Origin of the sequence: Sphingomonas faeni, assembly GCF_040407505.1 — a bacterium.
GTDB classification, from domain to species: Bacteria; Pseudomonadota; Alphaproteobacteria; order Sphingomonadales; family Sphingomonadaceae; genus Sphingomonas; species Sphingomonas faeni_E.
Genome location: NZ_JAPZPQ010000007.1, coordinates 106,025 through 123,299, shown reverse-complemented (window position 1 = coordinate 123,299; position 17,275 = coordinate 106,025). Strand labels below are relative to the sequence as shown.

Annotated in this window: 18 protein-coding genes and 1 other RNA gene; 14 read left to right on the top strand and 5 right to left on the bottom strand. The window is 66.7% G+C overall.

What is annotated here, in order from left to right; all coding sequences use genetic code 11:
• Nucleotides 1-66 precede the first annotated feature (66 nt).
• Both O6X71_RS17990 and O6X71_RS17985 read left to right on the top strand, forming a co-directional pair.
• Entirely contained in the window at nt 67-426 is a 360-nt protein-coding gene (locus O6X71_RS17990; protein ID WP_353467100.1) for a response regulator, read from the top strand.
• Nucleotides 427-563: 137 nt separating this feature from the next.
• Complete coding sequence (locus O6X71_RS17985) at nt 564-1,295, top strand: hypothetical protein (protein WP_353467099.1); 732 nt, start codon at nt 564-566, stop codon at nt 1,293-1,295.
• A gap of 59 nt (nt 1,296-1,354) precedes the next feature.
• On the opposite strand, the gene ssrA is transcribed toward O6X71_RS17985, so the two are convergent.
• Nucleotides 1,355-1,710: a transfer-messenger RNA gene (ssrA, locus tag O6X71_RS17980) on the bottom strand.
• Between the two features lie 121 nt (nt 1,711-1,831).
• Between ssrA and O6X71_RS17975 the strand changes: the two genes are divergently transcribed.
• Nucleotides 1,832-2,263, top strand: a complete 432-nt coding sequence (locus tag O6X71_RS17975; RefSeq protein ID WP_107954747.1) for an RrF2 family transcriptional regulator — start codon at nt 1,832-1,834, stop codon at nt 2,261-2,263.
• 147 nt (nt 2,264-2,410) lie between these two features.
• Here O6X71_RS17975 and mscL read toward each other — a convergent pair whose 3' ends face one another.
• The gene (mscL, locus tag O6X71_RS17970; RefSeq protein WP_056065888.1) at nt 2,411-2,881 is read right to left on the bottom strand and encodes a large conductance mechanosensitive channel protein MscL; all 471 of its coding nucleotides are present in this window, start codon (nt 2,879-2,881) and stop codon (nt 2,411-2,413) included.
• A 101-nt stretch (nt 2,882-2,982) separates the two neighbouring features.
• On the opposite strand from mscL, the gene O6X71_RS17965 reads away from it, so the two are divergent.
• From O6X71_RS17965 to O6X71_RS17950, 4 genes are read left to right on the top strand one after another with little or no spacing between them, the layout of a single operon-like run.
• The gene (locus tag O6X71_RS17965; RefSeq protein ID WP_056065884.1) at nt 2,983-3,579 is read left to right on the top strand and encodes a LemA family protein; all 597 of its coding nucleotides are present in this window, start codon (nt 2,983-2,985) and stop codon (nt 3,577-3,579) included.
• 10 nt (nt 3,580-3,589) lie between these two features.
• The gene (locus O6X71_RS17960) at nt 3,590-4,441 is read left to right on the top strand and encodes a TPM domain-containing protein (protein ID WP_353467098.1); all 852 of its coding nucleotides are present in this window, start codon (nt 3,590-3,592) and stop codon (nt 4,439-4,441) included.
• A 1-nt stretch (nt 4,442) separates the two neighbouring features.
• Nucleotides 4,443-5,108 (top strand): TPM domain-containing protein, encoded by a 666-nt coding sequence (locus O6X71_RS17955; RefSeq protein WP_353467097.1) that lies wholly within the window; start codon nt 4,443-4,445, stop codon nt 5,106-5,108.
• A complete protein-coding gene (locus O6X71_RS17950; RefSeq protein WP_353467096.1) occupies nt 5,105-5,608 on the top strand; it encodes an NUDIX hydrolase in 504 nt (167 codons plus the stop codon). The genes O6X71_RS17955 and O6X71_RS17950 overlap by 4 nt, the downstream gene beginning before the upstream one ends.
• 99 nt (nt 5,609-5,707) lie before the next feature.
• Here O6X71_RS17950 and O6X71_RS17945 read toward each other — a convergent pair whose 3' ends face one another.
• Together O6X71_RS17945 and hrpB are read right to left on the bottom strand one after the other, a co-directional pair.
• Nucleotides 5,708-5,989: an ETC complex I subunit gene (locus tag O6X71_RS17945; RefSeq protein WP_353467095.1), complete on the bottom strand. Its 282-nt coding sequence runs from the start codon at nt 5,987-5,989 to the stop codon at nt 5,708-5,710.
• A 9-nt stretch (nt 5,990-5,998) separates the two neighbouring features.
• Nucleotides 5,999-8,527, bottom strand: a complete 2,529-nt coding sequence (gene hrpB / locus O6X71_RS17940; RefSeq protein WP_353467094.1) for an ATP-dependent helicase HrpB — start codon at nt 8,525-8,527, stop codon at nt 5,999-6,001.
• 302 nt (nt 8,528-8,829) lie between these two features.
• Between hrpB and O6X71_RS17935 the strand changes: the two genes are divergently transcribed.
• From O6X71_RS17935 to O6X71_RS17925, 3 genes are all read left to right on the top strand, one after another.
• Nucleotides 8,830-11,349 carry a penicillin-binding protein 1A gene (locus tag O6X71_RS17935; RefSeq protein WP_353467093.1) on the top strand — a complete coding sequence of 840 codons (2,520 nt, stop codon included), beginning with the start codon at nt 8,830-8,832 and terminating at the stop codon, nt 11,347-11,349.
• Between the two features lie 105 nt (nt 11,350-11,454).
• Nucleotides 11,455-12,582 carry a peptide chain release factor 2 gene (prfB, locus tag O6X71_RS17930; protein WP_056051599.1) on the top strand — a complete coding sequence of 376 codons (1,128 nt, stop codon included), beginning with the start codon at nt 11,455-11,457 and terminating at the stop codon, nt 12,580-12,582.
• Nucleotides 12,583-12,605: 23 nt separating this feature from the next.
• Complete coding sequence (locus O6X71_RS17925) at nt 12,606-13,301, top strand: class I SAM-dependent methyltransferase (RefSeq protein WP_056065874.1); 696 nt, start codon at nt 12,606-12,608, stop codon at nt 13,299-13,301.
• A gap of 362 nt (nt 13,302-13,663) precedes the next feature.
• Here the strand turns inward: O6X71_RS17925 and O6X71_RS17920 are convergent, their stop codons facing one another.
• The gene (locus tag O6X71_RS17920; RefSeq protein WP_353467092.1) at nt 13,664-14,041 is read right to left on the bottom strand and encodes a JAB domain-containing protein; all 378 of its coding nucleotides are present in this window, start codon (nt 14,039-14,041) and stop codon (nt 13,664-13,666) included.
• Nucleotides 14,042-14,147: 106 nt separating this feature from the next.
• Here O6X71_RS17920 and O6X71_RS17915 point away from each other — a divergent pair, with 106 nt between their 5' ends.
• The 4 genes from O6X71_RS17915 to O6X71_RS17900 all read left to right on the top strand — a co-directional run bounded on the left by O6X71_RS17915 (nt 14,148) and on the right by O6X71_RS17900 (nt 17,204).
• Nucleotides 14,148-14,942, top strand: a complete 795-nt coding sequence (locus O6X71_RS17915; protein WP_353467091.1) for a thymidylate synthase — start codon at nt 14,148-14,150, stop codon at nt 14,940-14,942.
• A 54-nt stretch (nt 14,943-14,996) separates the two neighbouring features.
• On the top strand, nt 14,997-15,515 hold the full coding sequence (locus tag O6X71_RS17910; protein ID WP_353467090.1) for a hemerythrin domain-containing protein: 519 nt from the start codon (nt 14,997-14,999) through the stop codon (nt 15,513-15,515).
• 189 nt (nt 15,516-15,704) lie between these two features.
• Entirely contained in the window at nt 15,705-16,169 is a 465-nt protein-coding gene (locus O6X71_RS17905; protein ID WP_353467089.1) for a dihydrofolate reductase, read from the top strand.
• Nucleotides 16,170-16,268: 99 nt separating this feature from the next.
• Nucleotides 16,269-17,204, top strand: coding sequence for a bifunctional riboflavin kinase/FAD synthetase (locus O6X71_RS17900; protein WP_353467088.1), 936 nt, complete (start codon nt 16,269-16,271; stop codon nt 17,202-17,204).
• The last annotated feature ends 71 nt before the right edge of the window (nt 17,205-17,275 follow it).

Here is a 17,275-nt window from a genome sequence, read left to right as displayed (position 1 = left end):
CCTCGTTATCCCTTGATAAGATGACTTATGTTGGAACGGAGCGGCATGCCGGATGTTCGAACCGGTATGAATGCCATTGCGAAGTCCGTTATTCTCGTCGTCGATGACGATGCCCTCGTCCGGGTCCATTCCAACCTCGCGCTGGAGGACGCCGGCTATGAAGTCGTCGAAGCCAGCAACGCAGCCGATGCCCTGGCGAAGCTTGAAGAGCGGCCAGATATCGCTGCACTCTTCACCGATGTCCGCATGCCCGGAGACCTAAACGGCATCGACCTCGCCAATGCGGTGCATGCGCAACGCCCCGATATTGCGATCCTGGTCACGTCGGGCGCCGACAACGGTACGACCGACGCGCTGCCCAAAGCCGCGCGGTTCGTGCAGAAGCCCTATACCGGCGCACAACTCAGCAAGCTCCTGCAACTCTGAGCAGTTAACGGACTGGAAGAGTATTCAGGATCTTACATCTACTAGTCGAGGCAGTCCTCATTCGTCATGAGTATTGCCCGATATCAGTATTAGGGCCATCGTCCATCGCTTGAGCATCGACTCGCGGGGGCGGTCCAATGGCATCGTTAAATAGTGTACGGCCTGCGCAACGGAATGTCGTCGCGAGCGAGCGTCGCTTCTTCCTCGGCATGGCGATAGCGATCGCCGTCACGGTGATCTTCGGCTTCACGCTGAATGCCGCGCGAACGAATTGGACGTTTCTCGAACTGCCCTTGCAAGTTCATCTGCATGCCGCCGCATTTCTGGCGTGGATCATTCTCTACGTCGTGCAGAACTGGCTGGTCGTTCGGGGATCGATCACTTGGCATCGACAACTCGGCGTACTCGGCGCTGTTATCGCAGCATCGATGGTCGTACTGGGCATCGTCACCACCGCCGCAGCGATCCAGCAGCACCGCGTACCGCCGTTCTTTCCGCCTGGGATATTCCTCGTGCTCGACGTGCTGGGGGTGATCGGGTTTGGCATCCTGACCGCTTGGGCGATCGCGCTGCGGAAACAGGCTGCTTGGCATAAGCGACTGATGTTATGCGGGACGATCCTGGTCATGTCGCCCGCGATCGGGCGGATCCTGCCGATGCCGCTGCTGGGCCAGTTCGCGCCGCTCGCGGTCTTCGCATCGATGGCGGTGTACGTCATAGTAGGGATGATCTTCGACCTGCGCCTGCGCGGGAAGATACATCCGGCCTACTACTGGGGTGGCGGCGTGCTGGTCGTGACCAACGCGCTGGTCGGTCCGCTCGGATTCAGCCCGCCGGTACTGCGACTGGTCGAGCGCCTTGCCGCGTGATTGGAGCCAAATGTCAGGTTAGTGGGGAGCTTCTGTTGCTCGGTGCCCCCCGTACCGCCGGTGTCCACTTCTGTTGCCCGGTGTGGCCCGAACCGCGCTTTCGTCCGTATAACTTAGGTCGTTAGACCGTCAGTTATGCGGCAATTGCGAGTGCTTCGTTATCGTTGGCACTTGTGTATGGGCCGTTGCGGTGGTCCCATTCCGAGCGAAACATAGCGTCGTTGAACACACGTCGATCCTAGTTCGACCCCGTCATCGTCCCCCTCTTGCGAAGAGGGCGGTGGTGGAGTCGCCGGGTACTGCCCCCGGGTCCGCTGTGTCTATGACACGCCACGGTTTATCGCCATAGCCGCCAAGAGAAGATTCCCCCAACGGCATGCCCGATATAGGGGGGCCGCATCGATCTGAAAAGCCCAGCCAAATGAAAAGACCGGCGCGGTGGCGGCACTCTCCCGGATAAATCTCCAACGGGTTAGCACACAGCGTGCCAAACCGCCTTCCGCTCGCCACAAAGCGCGTGCATAGCAACCTGCATTATGTTGACGCAGCGCTCCCGCTACGCGCTCCGCGCGATGATCTTCCTTGGCGGCGCCCCCGCCGGTGGCCCTCCCATCCCGATGACGCGGATCGCCGCCGAGGCGAACGTGCCGCGCAAATTCCTTGAGCTGATCCTCGCCGACCTCCGCGAGTCCGGGCTTTTGCACAGCCATCGCGGCAAGATGGGGGGCTATCGTCTGTCGCGGCCGAGCCACCTGATTTCGCTCGGCGAGATCATCCGGATCATCGAGGGGCCGCTCGCGCTGGTGCCGTGCGTGAGCCGGACAGCGTACCGGCCGTGCCTCGACTGCAAGAGCGAAGCCGACTGCGCGATCCGCTTTGCGATGATGCGCGTGCGGGACGAGACCGCGCGGATTTTGGACGGGACCAGCCTGGCGGATGCGAATGCCGAGGAACTGGTAGCGGCTTAGGCTTTTCCTTCTCCCCTCGGGGAGAAGGTGGCGCGGCAGCGTCGGATGAGGGGGAGTTGGGATGCGCTCCCGAGCCACACTCCCCTCACCCTTCCGTCGCTTAAGGCTCCTCCCTCTCTCTCCCCGCAGGGGAGAGGGACAAGCATGTCACCCTCGCGCCTTCAGCTCATCGCGGATCTCGCGGAGCAGCGCGATCTCGACCGGCTCCGGCGCAGGTGCGACGACAACCGCCTCTTCCTCACGCTTCAACCTTGCAGTCTCGCGCTCGATCAGCGCTGCGGTCCGGTTCACCACGCGCAGGATCATGAAGATGATCCCCGCGACGATCACGAAATTGACCAGCTGCGTCGCGAACGCGCCATAGCCGAGCAGCGGCACGCCGGCCTTCTTGAGCGCCGCGTAATCGCTGAGCGAGCCCGCGTAGTTCGCCGGCACCGGCCCCATCCGCCAGAAATAGCTCGAGAAATCGAGCCCGCCGAAGATCTTGCCGATGACCGGCATCAGCACGTCGTCGGTCAGCGACGTGACGATCTTGCCGAACGCCGCGCCGATGATCACCGCGATGGCGAGATCGAGCACGTTGCCGCGCATGATGAACGCCTTGAATTCCTTGAGCATGTCGCCCCCTTTGTTGCCGGGCAAAGCTAACCATCGATTTAGGTTTCGCCAACCCTCGCGACTGTCCTATGAGGGTGACACAGGTATCCAGGAGAGCCCCGATGTCACGTGCCCCAATCGCCCGCGGTACCGCCGCGATCCTTCTCGCATCGGCGCTGGCCGGGTGCGGGATCAACAGCATCCCGACCGCGGAAGAGACCGCGAAGGCACGCTGGGCCGACGTCCAGAACAATTATCAACGCCGCGCCGACCTGATCCCCAACCTCGTCGCGACCGTGAAGGCCGCGGGCGCGCAGGAGAAGGACATCCTCGTCCAGGTGACGCAGGCGCGTTCTGCCGCGAACTCCGTGCAGGTCTCGGCCGCCGATCTCTCCGATCCGGCGAAGATGGAGCAGTATCAGCGCGTCCAGGGTGCCGTCGGCGTGTCGCTGCAGCGTTTGCAGGAGGCGTATCCCGAACTGAAGAGCCAGGGCAATTACACCACGCTGATGAGCCAGCTCGAGGGCACCGAGAACCGCATCACGATCGCGCGACGCGATTACAACGGCGCGGTTCAGGCGTATAACACCAAGATCCGCACCTTCCCCGACGCGGTCGGCGCGAAGATCTTCTACGGCGCCAAGCCGATGGTGCCGTTCGCGGCGACAACGCCGGGTGCCGAGACCGCACCGACGGTGAACTTCGGCAACGCGAGCTGATCGGGGCCCGATGCTCCGCCACCTCCTGACGCTCGCGTTCGCGGTGTTGCTGGGAAGCAATGCTGCCACCGCGCAGACCTTTCCGAAGTTCACCGGCTTCGTCGTCGATGCGGCAAACGTCATCCCGCCCGATCAGGAAGCGGCGCTGACCAAGCGGCTCGACGATCTTCAGAAGACGACCGGCAACCAGCTGGTGGTCGCGACGGTGCCCGATCTCGAAGGCTATCCGATCGAGGATTACGGCAATAGCCTGCTGCGGAGCTGGGGCGTCGGGCTGAAGGATGCGAACAACGGCGCGATCCTGCTGGTCGCGCCGAACGACCGGAAGGTGCGGATCGAGGTCGGTTATGGCCTGGAGCCGGTGCTGACCGATGCGTTCTCCAGCGTCGTCATCAACCAGCAGATCCTGCCGCGCTTCAAGGCGGGCGACATCCCCGGCGGGATCGTCGCGGGCACGAACGCCGTGGCGGACCAGCTTGCGCTGCCCGATGCGGAGGCGCGCGCGAAGGTTACGGCGGCAGCGGCGGAGTATGACAAGACGCGCGCGCGGAAGACTAGTGGCGGCGGCGTGCCGATCGGGCTGATCTTTTTCGGCATCGTGCTGGCGGCGATCGTCATTCCGATGATCTCGCGCCGCGCGGGCGGCAAGCATTACGTCGATGGCGGCAGCCGGGGCGGTGGCAGTGGGGCCTTGCCGATCGTGTTGTGGAGCATTGCCGACGCGATGACCCGTGGTGGTGGTAGCGGCGGTGGCAGCTTTGGTGGCGGCGGCGGCGATAGCGGTGGCGGCTGGGGCGGCGGTGGTTTTGGCGGCGGCGGCGGTGGATCCGGCGGCGGCGGCGGCGCATCGGGGGGATGGTGACATGCGTTTGAGCGACACCGACCATGACCACGTCACCGCGGCGGTCACCCAGGCAGAGACCGCGACGACCGGCGAGATCGTGACGATCGTCGCGCGGCAGTCGGATGCCTATCACGACGTATCGATGCACTGGGGCGTGCTGGCGATGCTGCTGACGCTGGCGCTGCTCGCGTACCACCCGGTCGCGGCGGACCATATCTATGCGTTGGTCGATCCCTGGCAGGCGGCACCGCAGGGTGCGCTGTACGTGGTGGCGCTGGTGCTGGTGACTTTGGTGTTCCTGGCCGTGCGGCTGGTGCTGGCGTGGACACCGGCGCGGCTTGCGCTGACGCCGGGCGCGACCAAGGCGCGGCGCGTGCGGCGGCGGGCTTTGCTCCTGTTCCGTGCGGGCGCGGAGAAGCGCACCAAGGGCTCGACCGGGGTGCTGCTGTACCTGTCGCTCGCCGAGCATCGCGCGGAGATCATCGCCGACGATGCGATCCACTCGCGCGTGCCGAACGAGACCTGGGGGGCGGCGATGGCGGCGGTACTCGCCGGCGTGCGCGACGATCGCCCGGCCGACGGCATGGCGGATGCGGTCGCGCAGATCGGCGCGGTGTTGGCGGAACATTTCCCGCGGACCGGTGCGCCGGTGAACGAACTTCCGGACAGGCTGATCGAACTATGAGCAAGACCGTATGGGCCGGCAAATTCCTGACCGTGCAGACCGAGGGCACGTGGGAATTCGCCGCGCGCCAGGGCGAGATCGCGGCGGCAGTGATCGTCGCGATCGACGACGGCGACGTGATCCTCGTGGAGCAGTTCCGCGTGCCGCTGGGTCGCGCGTGTCTCGAACTGCCGGCCGGACTGGTCGGTGACGAAACCGCGGGCGAGAGCGTCGCGGTAGCGGCCGGCCGCGAGCTTGAGGAAGAGACCGGCTACCGCGCAGACGCGATCGAGGACCTTGGGGTGTTCTATTCGTCGCCGGGAATGACGTCGGAATGCTTCACGCTGGTCCGCGCGACCGGGCTGACGAAGGTGAGCGATGGCGGCGGGGATGGCGACGAGAACATCACCGTGCACCGGGTGCCGCTAGCAGATGTGCCGGCGTTCGTGGCGGAGAAGCGCGCTGCGGGCGTGGCGATCGATACCAAGATGCTGCTGATCCTGGCTGGGTCGATACTCTAACCAAGACTTGTTTCCCCGCGAAGGCGGGGACCCAGACTGGACTCCCGCCTTCGCGGGAGAACAAGGAGGTGCGGGAGGGCCTAGCGCCGCTCCCTCCACTTACTTGAAATTATCCGCGTAGCTCTGCAGCTTCAACGTCTTCGCAGGCGCCGGCACGACCGTGTAACCGAAGCCCTCGCGCTCGCAGTGCGCGATCGCGGCTTCCGCGGTCGGGAACAGCAGGCGCAGCTGGTCGCGGGTGTCGCCGCTGCCGGCCCAGCCGGTAAGCGGGTCGGGGCGCTTAGGCTCCGAGGGTTCGAATTCGAGCTGCCAGGCGTCGGTCCGGTGCTTGCCGGACTGCATGGCGTTCTTGGGGCGCTGGAAGATACGGGCGGTTGGCATGAGACCCCCTTATCGCGAACCGGCGGCCCTTGCATCCGCCTTTTTCGTGCGCAGCGTGGCGGACGCCGCGGCGGGGTCGTCGGGCCAGGGATGCTTGGGATAGCGGCCGCGCATTTCCTTCGCCACGGCGGTCCAGCTGCCGGCCCAGAAACCGGGGAGATCTCGCGTCGTTTGGATCGGCCGGCCGGCGGGGGATGTGAGGCTCAGCACCAGCGGTACGCGGCGCTCGCCGATCACCGGGTGGATCGCGAGGCCGAACAGGGCTTGCACGCGGAGTTCCACCCGGGGGCCTCCTTCCGCGGCGTAGTCGATTGCGTGCGTGCTGCCGGCGGGGCTGGTGAAATCGGGCGGGGCGAGCCGGTTGATCGTCTGCATCGCGTCCCAGCCGAGCAGGTTGCGCAGCGCTTCGGCGAGGGCGCCGGGGGCGATCGCGTCGAGTCGGCGTTTGCCGGTCAGGAGGGGAGCCAACCATTCTTCGGCGCGGTCGAGGAGGGTCGCGTCGTCGAGCGGGACGCCGGCATAGGCGGCGCGGTCGCGCAGCGCTTGCGCGCCGTCGTTCCACGGTAGCAGCGCGAGGCCGTGCTCGCGCACGCCGTCGATAAGCGCGGCGAGGATCGCGTCGGGGTCCGCGCCGCTGTCGGGGCCGCTCGACAGACGGATCGCGCCGAGGCGGCGTTCGCGCAGCGTCTGGATGCCGCCGGTCGTCCGGTCGAACGTGACGGTGCGGCGGGATTCGATGCGGTCGGCGAAAAGCGTTTCGACGGTGCTCTGGTCGATGGCCACCGCGGAGAGAATGCGCGCGCCGGCTGCCGAGCCCTGCGTGTCGGCGACGGCAAGCCATTCGGAGCGGGCGAGTGGCGAGGTCGGGTCGAGCTTGAACCCGCGGCCGCCCACCGAGGCCCAGGTTTCGCCGGACGCATCGCGGCGGCGTGCGACGCGATCGGGGAAACCAAGCGCAACGCAAACCTCTGCCCCCCCTCCCGCAAGCGGGAGGGGGTTGGGGGGTGGGCTCGCGCCATCCGCGTTATTTGACGTTGAGGCCGGGTGCCCACCCCCCAGCCCCCTCCCGCGTGCGGGAGGGGGGGCAAGTTTCGCCCACCTCTCAGCCATTGCTCTCGCCGCCTGCGCCTTTGCCCCGCGTTCGGTTTTCCAGCGGCGTAGGCGGGTTTCCAGATCGACGTCCTGTCCGCCGATGCCGCGTTCGCCGAGCAGGACTGCGATCTGGGCCGCGACCGACGCCAAGCCGCGCTCTCCCGCTCGCAGGAGCATATGCGCCAACCTCGGCGGCATCGGCAGTTTCGCTATCGCGCGGCCGTGAGACGTCGGACGACCGTCTTCGATCGCTTCCAGCGTCGTTAGCCGAGCCATCGCCTCGTCGATCGCGGCGGCGGGGGGCGGGTCGATCCAGCGGAGGTCTCGCGGATCACCGACGCCCCAAAGTGCGCACGCCAGCACTAGCGCGGACAGGTCCGCCTCCAGAATTTCTGGCGGGTCGTAGCGCGGCAGGCCGGCGGTCGCCGCTTCCTCCCACAAGCGATACGCTATCCCCGGCCCAAGGCGCGCCGCGCGGCCGGCGCGTTGCGTGACCGCCGCCTGGCTCGCGCGTTCGGTGACCAGGCGCGTCATCCCCGCCGCGCGGTCGTAACGCGGGCGCCTCGCGAGCCCGGAGTCGACGACGATGCGGATGCCGTCGAGCGTCAGGCTGGTCTCGGCAATGCTGGTGGCGAGCACGACCTTCCGCAGGCCGTCTGGCTCGGGGAGGATCGCAGCGCGCTGGGCGGCAGGATCGAGGCTGCCGTGGAGTTCGTGGAGGACGATGTCGCCGGGCAGATTGGCGAGGCGGTCGGCGGTGCGTTCGATCTCCGCGACGCCGGGGAGGAAGGCGAGCACGCCCCCCTCCGCTTCGCCGAGTGCGCGGCGGATGGCGGCGGCGACCAAGTCCTCGATGCGGAGTTCGGCTTGGCGGCCGATGTGGCGGAGCGTCAGGGGATAGCTGCGGCCTTCGCTCTCGATCACCGGGGCGTCGTCCATCAGCGCGGCGAACCTTGCCCCATCAAGCGTTGCTGACATCGCGACGATGCGGAGGTCGGGGCGGAAGCCGGCTTGCACGTCGAGCGCGAGCGCCAGGCCGAAATCGCCGTCGAGGCTGCGTTCGTGGACTTCGTCGAACAGGACTGCGGACACGCCGGCGAGTTCGGGGTCGGCCTGGATGCGTGCGACGAAGATGCCCTCGGTGATGACCGTCACGCGGGTCGCGGCGGAGCGCTTGCTGTCCATGCGGGTGGCGTAGCCGAAGGTCTGGCCGACGGGCTCGCCGGCGGTGGAGGCCATGCGTTCGGCGGCAGCGCGCGCGGCTAGGCGGCGGGGGGAGAGGAGGAGGATCTCGCCGGTGCACCAGGGTTCGGTGAGGAGGGCTGGGGCGACGGCGGTGGTTTTGCCGGCGCCTGGGGGGGCGACGAGGACCGCGGAGGTGCGTTCGCGGAGGGTGGCGAGGAGGTCGGGGAGCACGGCTAGGATCGGGAGCGGCGGCGGGGTCATGCGTGCCTGCTGCCACAGTAGCGGGGTTGGCGACAGGTTTTGTCGTTGGAAGCCGTCCGCACTGCGCCGCCATTCCCGCGGAGGCGGGGACCCATATTGGCTGACCTCGCGATGAAGTCGCATGTGCCGGAGGTTATGGGTCCCCGCCTTCGCGCGGACGACGTGTTCGGAGGGAACACTACCCGGCCTTCAGTACGGTTGCCTATCTCGATCAGACAGCGCCCGTATAGTCCAGCGCGCCCCACCCCACCACCGAAGGCTGGCAAGCGCCCGCGAACCTGCTAGACGCTCCGCCAGTAATCATGGCGTCCGATCCCTCCCCCACCTCGACGACGGCGACAGGCCGCACTTCCGACCGGCTGCGCGGCAGGGTTGCGCGCGCCTGGGCGAGTCGATGGACCAAGGCGGCGCTGGTGCTGGTCGCACTCGGGTTCGTCGCGATCTTCGCGTTCTGGTTCGCGGTCATGCGCGACCTGCCTTCCGTGGACACGTTGCGAACGTACGAGCCGCCGCTGCCGACCAACGTCCGCGGGATCGATGGCGCGCCGATCCATTCCTACGCGCGCGAACGGCGCGTCGAGCTAAGCTACGCCGAATATCCGCCGCTGCTCGTGAAGGCGTTCCTCGCCGCCGAGGACAAGTCGTTCTTCGAGCATCACGGCGTCGATTACCCCGGCCTCGCCGGCGCAGTGTACGATTATGCGACCAAGCTCGGCACCGGCAAGCGCGCCAAGGGTGGCTCGACGATCACGCAGCAGGTCGCGAAGAACCTGTTGATCGGCAACGCCTATTCGCCGTCGCGCAAGCTGCGCGAGGCGGTGCTGGCGTACAAGATCGAGGATACGCTGACCAAGGAGCAGATCCTCGAGCTGTACCTCAACCAGATCGCGCTCGGCCGCAACGCGTTCGGCGTCGAGGCGGCGAGCCATGCGTATTTCGACAAGGAGCTCGACCAGCTCGATCTCGCGCAGATGGCGTATCTGGCGATCCTGCCCAAGGGCCCGTCGAACTACGATCCGGTGCGCAACACCGAGAAGGCAATGACGCGGCGCAACTATGTGCTCAACCGGATGCTCGACAACGGCTTCATCACGCGTGCGCAGCATGACCAGGCGAATGACGAGCCGCTCGGCGCGGTGATGCGGCGCACGCCGAAGTTCGAGAGCGTCGGCGGCTATTTCGTCGAGGAAGTACGTCGCCAGCTGATGGCGAAGTTCGGCGAGAATGCAAAGGACGGACCCTACAGCGTCTATTCGGGCGGGCTATGGGTGCGGACCTCGTTCGACGCGAAGTTGCAGGATCTGGCGCAGCAAGCCTTACGCGACGGTCTCGTCCGGTTCGACAGCGGGCGCGGCTGGAACGGGCCGATCCGCCATGTCGAGATCGAGGACGAAAACTGGCTCCAGCCGTTGCTCAACAGCAATATCGCGCTCGATTACCGCGATTGGGTCGCGGCGATCGTGACGGGCAAGGACGGCAACGCCTGGAGCCTGGGCTTCCGCACCGGCAAGACCGGCACGCTGCCGCGCTATGCGGCGCAGATGCCGGTGCGCGGCAAGGGCGGCAACGCGTTCGGTGCGATCGAGGTCGGCGACATCATCGCGGTGGCGCCGGACGGCGGCGAATTCTCGCTGCGCGCGGTTCCCAAGGTCTCCGGCGCGTTCGTCGTCGAGGAGCCGGCATCGGGCCGCGTTCTGGCGATGCAGGGCGGGTTCGACGACCGGTTGCAGGCGTTCAACCGCGCCACGCAGGCGATGCGCCAGCCCGGCTCGACGATCAAGCCGATCGTCTATTCCGCCGCGCTCGACAACGGCATGACGCCCGCGTCGATCATCATCGACGGGCCGTTCTGCGTCTATCAGGGCGCGCGGCTGGGGCAGAAATGCTTCCGCAACTTCGGCAATTCGCGCGGGTCCGGCCCGCACACGATGCGCTGGGGAATCGAGCAGTCGCGCAACCTGATGACCGTGCGCGCCGCCGCGCAGACCGGCATGCCGAAGGTCGTCGCGACGATCAAGAAGATGGGCGTCGGCGATTACGCGCCGTATCTCTCCTACGCGCTCGGCGCCGGCGAGACGACCGTCGGGCGAATGGTCAACGCGTATTCGATCCTCGCCAACAACGGCAAGGGCGGGCCGCCGTCGCTGATCGACTTCGTCCAGGATCGCCACGGCAAGGTGATCTGGCCGGAGAACTGGCGGCCCTGCGATCGCTGCAACGCGCCCGACTGGGACGGCAAGCCGATGCCGCGGCCGATCACGCGCCAGCGCCAGGTGCTCGACGCGATGACCGCCTACCAGATGGTCCACATCACCGAAGGCGTCGTCCAACGCGGCACCGCGGTGACGTTGCGCGATCTCGACCGGCCGATGTTCGGCAAGACCGGCACCAACAATGGCCCGACCGACGTGTGGTTCGTCGGGGGCACGCCGCAGTTCGTCGGGGGGCTGTATATCGGTTTCGATACGCCGAAGAACCTCGGTGGCGCAGCACAGGGCGGTACGCTCGCCGCGCCGATCTTCAAGCAGTTCGCGGTCAAGGCGTATGAGGATCTGCCCAAGCTGCCGTTCCGCGCGCCCGCCGGGATCCGCATGGTCCGGATCGATCGCGCGAGCGGCCGGCCGGTCTATGGCACATGGCCCGACACCAGCGATCCGAAGCCCGCGGTCATCTGGGAAGCGTTCAAGCCCGAGAGCGAACCGCGCCGGGCGGCGCGACGCTCGGATGTCGCCCCCACGGCTGCTACGACGACGACCGCGGTGAAGAAGGCCGAAGCCCCGCGCGACAGCGATTTCTTGCAAAGACAAGGCGGAATCTACTAGCGCGCTTATATAGACGTCATCCCGGCGCCCGCCGGAGACCCGCCCCGCTCGCTTGGGACGGCGATCCCGGCCTCCGCCGGGAAGACGGAATTTTTGGAGAATATCATGCGCGCCGAAGCGCAGGCTCACGTAGACACCATCAACGACGCGCTGGCACTGCTGCGCCGCTTCCTCGACTGGGACCGCGCGCTGCGTCGTCTCGACGAACTGAACGCGCGCGTCGAGGATCAGGCGCTCTGGTCCGATCCCAAGGCCGCGCAGGAGGTGATGCGCGAGCGTCGTCGTCTCGATGAGGCGATCAGCGCGACGCGCGCGATTCAGAGCGAATTGTCGGACACCGCCGAGCTGATCGAGATGGCCGAGGCCGAGGGCGATACCGAGATGGAGGCGGACGGCGTTGCGTCGCTCGCCGAACTCGCCGCGCGTGCCGACAAGGACAAGATCAAGGCGCTGCTGGCGGGCGAAGCCGACGCCAACGACACCTATATCGAGGTCAATGCGGGCGCCGGCGGGACCGAGAGCCAGGACTGGGCCGGGATGCTCAGCCGGATGTATTCGCGCTGGGGCGAGCGTCACGGTCTCAAGGTCGAACTGGTCGATCAGCATTCGGGCGAGCAGGCGGGGATCAAGTCCGCGACGCTGCTGCTCAAGGGCGAGAACGCGTACGGCTACGCGAAGACCGAGAGCGGCGTGCACCGGCTCGTCCGGATCAGCCCGTACGACTCGGCGGCGCGACGACACACGTCGTTCGCCAGCGTCTGGGTGTACCCGGTCGTCGACGACAATATCGAGGTCGAGTATAACGAGAGCGACCTGCGCATCGACACCTACCGCGCGTCGGGCGCCGGCGGCCAGCACATCAACACGACCGACTCGGCGGTGCGCATCACGCACATTCCGACCGGCATCGTCGTGCAGTGCCAGAACCAGCGTTCGCAGCACAAGAACAAGGCCGAGGCGTACAACCAGCTCCGCGCGCGACTGTACGAGCGCGAACTGGCGATCCGCGAGACCGCGGCGAATGCCGAGAATGCCGGCAAGACCGACATCGGCTGGGGTCACCAGATCCGGAGTTACGTGTTGCAGCCGTACCAGATGGTGAAGGACCTGCGCACCGGCGTGGTGTCGACCAGCCCGTCGGACGTGCTCGACGGCGATCTCGAGATGTTCATGGCGGCAGCGTTGTCGCAGCGCGTGACCGGCGAGGCCGTCGAGGTGGAGGACGTCGATTGAGCTTGCGGGGTGTCCTTGCCCTGATGGTCCTGCCGATGCTTGCGCTATGCGCGTGCGATGGCAGCAAGCCGCTCATCAAGCGCGAGCCCAAGGAGCCGGTATTCCCCGCTGCCGACCGTCCGGTCGCGTCGATCGTCTCGACGCGCTGGTCGAACGAGGAAGCGCGCGACCGGCTCAACGAGGCCGGCGAGGTCATGAACAAGGGTGAGATCCGCAAGGGCATGACGGTCGCGGATATCGGCGCGGGCGAGGGATACTACACGATCCGCCTCGCGGCGCGCGTCGGCAAGGACGGGCGCGTGCTCGCCGAGGACATCATCCCGGCGGTACGCGACCAGCTGGCCGAACGCGTCGCGCGCGAGGATCTGGCGAACGTCAGCGTGAAGCTGGGCGAGGCGAACGATCCGAAACTGCCCGAGGCGAGCTTCGACCGGGTGCTGATGGTGCACATGTATCACGAGATCGAGCAGCCCTATGAGTTCCTGTGGCGGTTGCGGCCGTCGCTCAAGCCCGACGGGCTGGTGGTGGTGGTCGACGCCAACCGCCCGACGCAGAACCACGGCACGCCGCCGGCGCTGCTGAAGTGCGAGTTCGCGGCGGTGGGGTATACGCAGGTGGATACCGACGACATGCCGTCTGCCGGGGGATACATCGCGACGTTCCGCGCCAGTGGGCCACGGCCAGCGCCGGAAGCGATCCGGGCGTGTCGGCTGGGGTGAAGTTGGGTTCCCCGTTGTAACCGATCCAGATGCACCACCCCGGCGAAGGCCGGGGCCCAATTGGAAAGGTCGCATTAACGGCGAACTGCGCGTAGTTCGCAACGCCCCCCAATTGGACCCCGGCCTTCGCCGGGGTGGTGTGTTTGGGGAAGGCGCTCCTCACACCACGCCAATCCCGCAAACTTGAGAAGCCATCGCCCGCAATCCGACTGTAGCCCACGCTTCCTTGTTCTCTCGCGAAGGCGGGAGCCCAGGCTGGGTCCCCGCCTTCGCGGGGAAACAAACTCCCTGTCTCCATCGGCAAACTCCGCTCCATTAAGCTAAATGTCGACCACAGGTCCGATGGGATTTGCCGCGGCCTCCTAAACCACACCCATCGTGCGCAGGCTCGTCACCTGTTCCCCGGCGATCACCAGGTGATCGAGCAACACCACCTCCAACGTCCGCAACCCAGCCGCCAGCGCCCGCGTGAACGCCACGTCCCGCGCGCTCGGCGTCGCATCCCCGCTCGGGTGGTTATGCGCGATGATCACCCCGTGAGCACCGAACGCCAACGCATCCACCGCGGCCGTCCGGATCGAGATCACCACCTGATCCCGCCCCCCGACGACATGCCGCATCCCGAGAAGCCTCCGATCCGGATCAAGATACGCGACCGCTACCGTCTCGACGGAGGCCTCGCCCAACCCCGCGAACAGCGCGCGCGCCGCGGCGAGGTCGGCGATACTAGGGGAAGGCACGGGCGACGACGGCACATACCCGACTGCGTCCGAGCCCAGGCGGCTGCACGCGCAACCGCGTCCACATCGGCTTGAGCCGCCGTCTCTACGGCGCTACGCCCCCAGCATGCGCCAATATCTAGACCTCATGGACCGCGTGCTCTCGACCGGCGTCGAGACGATGGACCGCACCGGCACCGGCACGCTCAGCGTGTTCGGCGCGCAGATGCGGTTCGATCTCGCGCAGGGCTTCCCCGTGCTCACCACCAAGAAGCTCCACCTCCGCTCGATTATCGTCGAACTCCTGTGGTTCCTGCGCGGCGACACCAACGTCCGCTGGTTGCAGGACCGGAAAGTCGCGATCTGGGATGATTGGGCGGACGAAGCCGGCGATCTCGGCCCGGTCTACGGCAAGCAATGGCGCGACTGGGTCGCCGCAGACGGCCGCCACATCGACCAGATCGCCGAGCTGATCGCGCAGATCAGGACCAACCCCGCCTCGCGCCGCCAGATCGTCAGCGCCTGGAACCCCGGCGACCTGCACGCGATGGCGCTGGCGCCGTGCCATTGCCTGTTCCAGACTCACGTCGCCAACGGCAAGCTGTCGCTCCAGCTCTACCAGCGCTCGGGCGACATCTTCCTCGGCGTGCCGTTCAACATCGCCAGCTACGCGCTGCTCACGCACATCCTCGCGCAACAATGCGGCCTTCAGGTCGGCGAATTCATCTGGACCGGCGGCGATTGCCACCTCTATTCGAACCATCTGGAGCAGGCGCAACTGCAACTGACGCGCTCGCCAGGGCCGTTGCCGCGGCTTGAGATTTTGCGGAAGCCGGACTCGATCGACGCGTACGAGTATGAGGATTTCGTCCTCCACGACTACGTCGCGCAAGCGCATATCAAGGCGCCCGTCGCGGTCTGAACAGAGAGCGAATCGCAATAGGAACCCCGGGCAGCGCACGCGGTTCAGATGCGCATGGATATCACACAGCTCATTCTCGACGAACACGCGCAGCAGCGCGCACTGTTCGCGCAGATCGATTCGATCGACGCCAAGGACACCGAGGCGCTGTCGGCGCTCTGGACGCGCCTCAAGAACCTGCTCGACGCGCATGCCGAGGCGGAAGAACGCTTCTTCTACCCGCGGCTGATGAAGATCGGCACCGGCGGCAACGACGCCGACTCGGCCGCCGAGGAGACCGAGGACGCGATCGAGGATCACAACGACATCCGCGAGACGGGCGAGGCGGTCGACAAGCACCCGGTCGGCTCGGACGCGTGGTTCGAAGCGGTCGGCGAATGCAACAAGGCGAACAGCGATCATCTGGCGGAGGAAGAACGCCAGGGCCTCACCGACTTCCGCAAGCATGCGACGCTTGAGGAGCGGCACGAGCTTGGCGTACGGTTCGCGGCGTTCGAGGCGAACCATCTCAACGGGGTGAAGGTCGTCGACAAGGACCCCGAGGCGTATGTGAAGGAACACGCGCCGAGCTGAACCACACCACTTATCTACCACCCCGGCGAAGGCCGGGGCCCAATTGGCAAGGCCAGAGTAATGGAGCGCAGCGCTCATCAACGACGTTCCCCAATTGGGCCCCGGCCTTCGCCGGGGTGGAGTTAACGGCGGTGTGCCGACGTAAACGGGAGAGTAGCCCGTCGCCCCCCAATCCGGCATGACCGCCGGATGATCATCTTCTACCTCGCCCGCGCCACCAACGGCGTCATCGGCCGCGACGGCCAGCTCCCCTGGCGCATCCCCGCCGACCTCAAGCGCTTCAAGGCGCTGACGATGGGCAAGCCGATGGTGATGGGACGCAAGACATTCGATAGCTTCCCGAGCCCCCTCCCCGGTCGCCGGCATATCGTCCTGACGCGGGGGAGCTGGACAGCTCAAGGCGCTGAGGTCGCGCATTCGGTCGAGGAGGCGTTGGCGATGGCGGGCGACGACGTCGCGGTGATCGGTGGCGCACAGATCTATACGCAATTCCTCTCTCATGCGGACCAGATCGAACTGACCGAAGTCCATGACGAACCCGAAGGCGACGCCATCGTCCCCGCGTTCGAGGGCTGGCGCGAGATCGCCCGCGAGGACCACCCAGGCGAAAAGCAACGGCCCGCTTTTAGCTTCGTCACCCTCACCCGCCCCTGAGTTGTTCCAGCGAAGGCGGAAGCCCAGGCTGGACTCTCGCCTTCGCGCGAGAACAAGAAGTGTAGCGCCGCCCTTCCGCCCCCCCTATAGCCCGCCTCCATGCAGCGGCTCGACGGCGGCGTGTCCATTCCTTCGCATCTCGCGAACGGGATCGTCGCGCTGGGCAATTTCGATGGATTCCACCTCGGTCACCAGGCAGTGGTCGCACGCGCGATCGCCTGGGCCAAAGCGGAGGGCCGCCCCGCGCTGGTGGCGACGTTCGATCCGCATCCGGTCCGCCATTTCCGCCCCGACACCGCGCCGTTCCGCCTCACCACGCTCGACCAGCGCGAGCGGCTCTTCGCGGAGGCGGGCGCCGACGCGATGGTGGTGTTCCACTTCGACGGCGATCTCGCGGCGCTCACCGCCGAGGAGTTCATCGCGCAACGGCTTGAGGATAATCTCCGCATCGGCGGCGTCGTCACCGGCGAGGACTTCACCTTCGGCAAGGGCAAGGCCGGCACCGTCCACACGCTGGCATCGCGCGGCCCCGCCCACGGCTTTCGTGCGGAAACAGTCGGCGCAGTGGCGCTGAACGGCGAGACCGTCTCGTCCACGCGCATCCGCGACGCCTTGCGCAGCGGCGACATGGCGACCGCGACGCGCCTGCTCACGCGACCGTTCGCGATCGAGGGCGTGGTGCAGCACGGCGACAAGCTCGGCCGCACGATCGGCTATCCGACCGCCAATCTCGACATGGGTAATTATCTTCGCTCGGCATACGGGATCTATGCGGTGACCGGGCGGCTGGAGGACGGCCGCGTGCTGAAGGGCGCGGCGAACCTCGGCATCCGCCCGAGCTTCGATCCGCCGAAGGAATTGCTGGAGCCGTATTTCTTCGACTTCTCGGAGGATCTGTACGGCCGCCGGGTCGAGGTTTCGCTGGTCGAGTATCTTCGGCCGGAAGCGAAGTTCGACAGTCTCGACGCGCTGACGACGCAGATGGACTCCGACTGCGATCGCGCGCGCGCAATCCTGGGTTCCTCCCCTCCCTGAAAGGGAGGGGTTGGGGGTGGGTCGGCCGCTTGGCGGACGTGACGGCAATTCCGAACCAACCCACCCCCAGC

What these genes read in the sequence shown, in the direction of transcription:
- O6X71_RS17990 (WP_353467100.1), top strand. Translation starts at nt 67, where the DNA reads ATGAATGCCATTGCGAAGTCCGTTATTCTCGTCGTCGATGACGATGCC.
- mscL (WP_056065888.1), bottom strand. Translation starts at nt 2,881, where the DNA reads ATGCTCAAGGAATTCAAGGCGTTCATCATGCGCGGCAACGTGCTCGAT.
- O6X71_RS17935 (WP_353467093.1), top strand. Translation starts at nt 8,830, where the DNA reads ATGGCGTCCGATCCCTCCCCCACCTCGACGACGGCGACAGGCCGCACT.
- O6X71_RS17925 (WP_056065874.1), top strand. Translation starts at nt 12,606, where the DNA reads ATGGTCCTGCCGATGCTTGCGCTATGCGCGTGCGATGGCAGCAAGCCG.
- O6X71_RS17915 (WP_353467091.1), top strand. Translation starts at nt 14,148, where the DNA reads ATGCGCCAATATCTAGACCTCATGGACCGCGTGCTCTCGACCGGCGTC.
- hrpB (WP_353467094.1), bottom strand. Translation starts at nt 8,527, where the DNA reads ATGACCCCGCCGCCGCTCCCGATCCTAGCCGTGCTCCCCGACCTCCTC.
- O6X71_RS17955 (WP_353467097.1), top strand. Translation starts at nt 4,443, where the DNA reads ATGCGTTTGAGCGACACCGACCATGACCACGTCACCGCGGCGGTCACC.
- O6X71_RS17900 (WP_353467088.1), top strand. Translation starts at nt 16,269, where the DNA reads ATGCAGCGGCTCGACGGCGGCGTGTCCATTCCTTCGCATCTCGCGAAC.
- O6X71_RS17910 (WP_353467090.1), top strand. Translation starts at nt 14,997, where the DNA reads ATGGATATCACACAGCTCATTCTCGACGAACACGCGCAGCAGCGCGCA.
- prfB (WP_056051599.1), top strand. Translation starts at nt 11,455, where the DNA reads ATGCGCGCCGAAGCGCAGGCTCACGTAGACACCATCAACGACGCGCTG.
- O6X71_RS17905 (WP_353467089.1), top strand. Translation starts at nt 15,705, where the DNA reads ATGATCATCTTCTACCTCGCCCGCGCCACCAACGGCGTCATCGGCCGC.
- O6X71_RS17965 (WP_056065884.1), top strand. Translation starts at nt 2,983, where the DNA reads ATGTCACGTGCCCCAATCGCCCGCGGTACCGCCGCGATCCTTCTCGCA.
- O6X71_RS17950 (WP_353467096.1), top strand. Translation starts at nt 5,105, where the DNA reads ATGAGCAAGACCGTATGGGCCGGCAAATTCCTGACCGTGCAGACCGAG.
- O6X71_RS17975 (WP_107954747.1), top strand. Translation starts at nt 1,832, where the DNA reads ATGTTGACGCAGCGCTCCCGCTACGCGCTCCGCGCGATGATCTTCCTT.
- O6X71_RS17945 (WP_353467095.1), bottom strand. Translation starts at nt 5,989, where the DNA reads ATGCCAACCGCCCGTATCTTCCAGCGCCCCAAGAACGCCATGCAGTCC.
- O6X71_RS17960 (WP_353467098.1), top strand. Translation starts at nt 3,590, where the DNA reads ATGCTCCGCCACCTCCTGACGCTCGCGTTCGCGGTGTTGCTGGGAAGC.
- O6X71_RS17985 (WP_353467099.1), top strand. Translation starts at nt 564, where the DNA reads ATGGCATCGTTAAATAGTGTACGGCCTGCGCAACGGAATGTCGTCGCG.